Raw genomic sequence first — 3,570 nt, 5'->3', positions numbered from 1 at the left:
ACCGAGCCCTGCCTGTTGGTCAGAGTGCCGCCGTTCTCGATGGTCAAGGAGCCAATGCTGGTGCGGCCATCTCCAAATCTACGCCGCTATTGATGCTCGTTGGGTCCGAAGGATTGGCGTCGCCACCCAGGATGACCTGCTGGGCCGACACTGGCGCGCTCGCCAGCATCAACGCCAAAGGCGCTACGGCCATAGGCAGGCGGCGGTGGGGCAGATGGAAAGTCCCAAGTAGGCGGCAATGCTTCAACATGGAAAACCGAAATGATTCAAACACTAAGCACCTTTGAGAGCTTTATGCTTAATAGTTCGATAATTTGCGTCCGCCGGTACAATCGCAAACTCGTGGACAAACAGGCCGCGATGAAAGGTGGGGTGTTCGTTCGCCAGATATTCCGCTTCAGGCGCCCCAAAAGCATACGGGCAGCTTCCCATCCCAAATCCGATCTTGCTGCACAGCCGCCGCGCCTCTCCAGCCACGCTAGTAGGCTGGTACGCACATCGCTGGTCAGTTCGAATTGGACAGGACTTCCCGTCTTCTGTTGAACGACCCATATCTGCTTCTGCTTCAGCGGGCGTTTCGTTCCGACTGTCTTTCCCGCATTCCAAGCAACGCGGCCGCGAACTGCGGCATCATACTGAGAGTAACCCATTTCATTTCACCTCGGCCTTGAATGGCCGAGAGGGAAACGAAATGGAGCTGACTGCGGCGGGGCCGAAATCTGCCGGTCCCCTTTCGAAGCGAATTTGGTTGAAGCGGTCATGCGCATTCTCTCGCCGCATGACAAACAGATGATGTTCGCCTCTGCATCTTCGAAAGGTGATGACGCCGGTTGATTTCCTCGTGCGGAACACGTTGCAATGTGTTCAAGCGGCCTTGCGGCGCTGGAAAGGTCCGTGCGGAATTTCCGGCGGCGCGAAGCTCTCGGCATTGGCGCGGTCCCAGCGGCTGTACCAGTCGGCCAGTTCGGGAATTTCCTCCCCGGCGACGAGGAAGCCCTCAGGCAGATAGGGGTAGGCTTCGTTGCCGTCGAGGAACTCGTTGTCCTTCTGCCGGAACATGAAGTGATAGGGCATGAAGTCGCTAGGATTGCTCAGGCCGGCCGACCCGGCGATTTCGCCAAGCGCCTTCATCGTGTTGCGATGGAATCGCGCGACGCGATCGCTCTTGTCTCCGACATCGAGCGCCCGCTGGCGGACCGGGTCCTGTGTCGCGATGCCGACAGGACATTTGTTGGTGTGGCAGGCCTGAGCCTGGATGCAGCCAATGGCGAACATGAAACCGCGCGCCGCGTTGCACCAGTCGGCCCCCAGCGCCACGACGCGGGCGATGTCGAAGGCGGAGACGATCTTGCCGGCTGCGCCGATCTTCACCTCATGGCGAATTCCCGCGCCGCGCAGCGTGTTGTGTACGAAGGTCAGCCCTTCCAGCATCGGCATGCCGACCCGGTTGGCGAATTCGACCGGAGCTGCGCCCGTTCCGCCCTCTGCGCCATCCACTACGATGAAATCCGGGATAATCCCCGTCTTGAGCATCGCCTTGACCATGCTCATGAACTCGCGGCGATGGCCGATGCAGAGCTTGATGCCGACCGGCTTGCCCCCCGACAAGCCGCGCAACTGACCGACGAACTGCATCAGGCCGATCGGCGTCGAGAAGGTGCCAYGGGCAGCCGGAGAGACGCAGTCGACTCCCATGGGGATGCCACGCGCTTCGGCGATCTCCGGTGAGATCTTCGATGCGGGCAGCATGCCGCCGTGGCCCGGCTTCGCGCCCTGGCTCAGCTTGATCTCGATCATCCTGATCTGCGGATCGGCGGCGATCTCGGCGAATTTCTTCGGCGAGAAACTGCCGTCGTCTGTGCGGCAACCGAAATAGCCCGACGCAACCTGGTAGATCAGGTCGCCGCCGCCCTGCCGGTGATAGCGGCTGATGCCGCCTTCGCCCGTATCATGCGCGAAGCCGCCCTTCTTCGCCCCTGTATTGAGGGAGAGGATGGCGTTTGCCGAGAGCGAGCCGAAGCTCATCGCCGAAATGTTGTAGAGACTGGCGTCATAGGGCTGCTTGCAGGCGGAACCGCCGATGCGCACCCGGAAGTTGGTGTCGGTGATCGCTACGGGCGAGGCGGAATGGGTCAGCCACGCATAGCCGGAACCATAGACATTCTCAATCGTACCGAAGGGCCGTTTGTCCTCAACTCCCTTGGCGCGTTGATAGACGAGACCGCGGGCCTGGCGGCTGAACGGCACCTCTTCATGATCGCCCTCGATGATGTACTGCCTGATTTCCGGCCGGAATCCCTCGAGCAGGAAGCGCAGATGCCCGACGATCGGATAGTTGCGCAGGATGGAGTGCCGGCGCTGGAAAAGGTCATGCACGCCGAGCAGGAAGAGCCCGCCGCAAAGCGTGGCAACGACCAGCAGCCACTTGCTGTAAAGCGCCGCACCCGCAAGGGATGCTAGTGCAATGAGCCCAACGCCGACGAACACGGTATAGCGTTGATGCGAGAAGATAATGCTGACCATTTTTTGGGATTTGTCCGGAAAGTCCGCGTTGTGGCATTCGTAGCCAGGGTGGTCCGGAACGAAAGCTGCGAACGGCAAATCGCTCAGGCGACAGGCCTATAGCACCGAATTTGTGACATTGCAGCGAATCCCACCGGGGCAATTCGCGTCGCGTGGCACTCAGCCGGCGGTAGTCATTGGCAAGGGCTGAAACGAAAGACATGATTTTTCCGTGGCGGGTCGGGGGCCGTTACCGGACGTTCCGATTTTAGGTATTGAGGTCCGATAGCAGCCGTTTTGCAGCCGACCCATTTCAGACATCGAAGCGCTAAGCCGCCCGGCTGCAAGCTGCCCGCGGGAAGTCACGACACCGAGGCTGATGACCCGGCTCAGCGCTCCGTGAGCGACAAACCGCTATTTACCCCCTTGCAGTGGTGCTTAACCTACTGTGACTGGAAAATCGTTGCCTGCGACCGATGTGGGGCCGGCGAACGAATCCGCTGCGGGGGAGTGCTGGGAATCGGCGACACGCCTTGGTCGAATCAACGATCGGGGCCGCAGCGGGCAGGCCATAGGCCTTTCGGGTTTCGGCTCTTCCTTCGAAGAACTTTGCGTAACCGGAAGCCCCGCCCCTCTCTCCTGCTTGTCAGGCTGCAGACGAACTCGACAAGCAGGCTTGCCACAGTGCAGCTAGAGATGAAAATCACCGGACGATTCCGGTTGGTAGATCACCTTTTCGATCAGGATACGTCGCGTACGATCTGTAACCCTCCAGTCGATGGCGTCGCCTTCCTGATAGCCCAGGATCGCGGCGCCGACGTCGGAGAGGACCGATAGTTTACCAGAGCGTTCGTCGGCGTCTTGCGGGTAGACAAGAGCCACTTCCTTTTGTTCATCATCAAGCTGCAGCACGACCCTGGAATTCATTGTCACGACATCGCGCGCGACGTGCTGAGGATCAACGACAATGGCTCTCTCGATCTCATGTTCAAGCTCGACAATTGCCGCCCCTTGCTCGAACTCAATCAGGTTCTGGAGCCGTGCTTTGTCGATCTCCGTGACGTAGAT

At 59.8% G+C, this 3,570-nt stretch carries 2 protein-coding genes and 1 pseudogene; all 3 read right to left on the bottom strand.

Annotated features, from left to right (window positions below):
- Positions 1–455: 455 nt before the first annotated feature.
- Positions 456–650, bottom strand: a pseudogene (locus AC1DUU_RS26475) (integrase); the annotation flags it as partial.
- A 214-nt stretch (positions 651–864) separates the two neighbouring features.
- Complete coding sequence (locus AC1DUU_RS26470; RefSeq protein ID WP_476786332.1) at positions 865–2,523, bottom strand: FMN-binding glutamate synthase family protein; 1,659 nt, start codon at positions 2,521–2,523, stop codon at positions 865–867.
- 669 nt (positions 2,524–3,192) lie between these two features.
- Positions 3,193–3,570: GreA/GreB family elongation factor (locus tag AC1DUU_RS26465; RefSeq protein WP_476786331.1), on the bottom strand; the 378-nt coding region annotated here is incomplete at its 5' end.

It is taken from the genome of Aminobacter sp. P4_H6_2 (genome assembly GCF_056400805.1).
The sequence above is the reverse complement of the archived record's forward strand: the minus strand, read 5'-3'. Positions and strand labels throughout refer to the sequence as shown.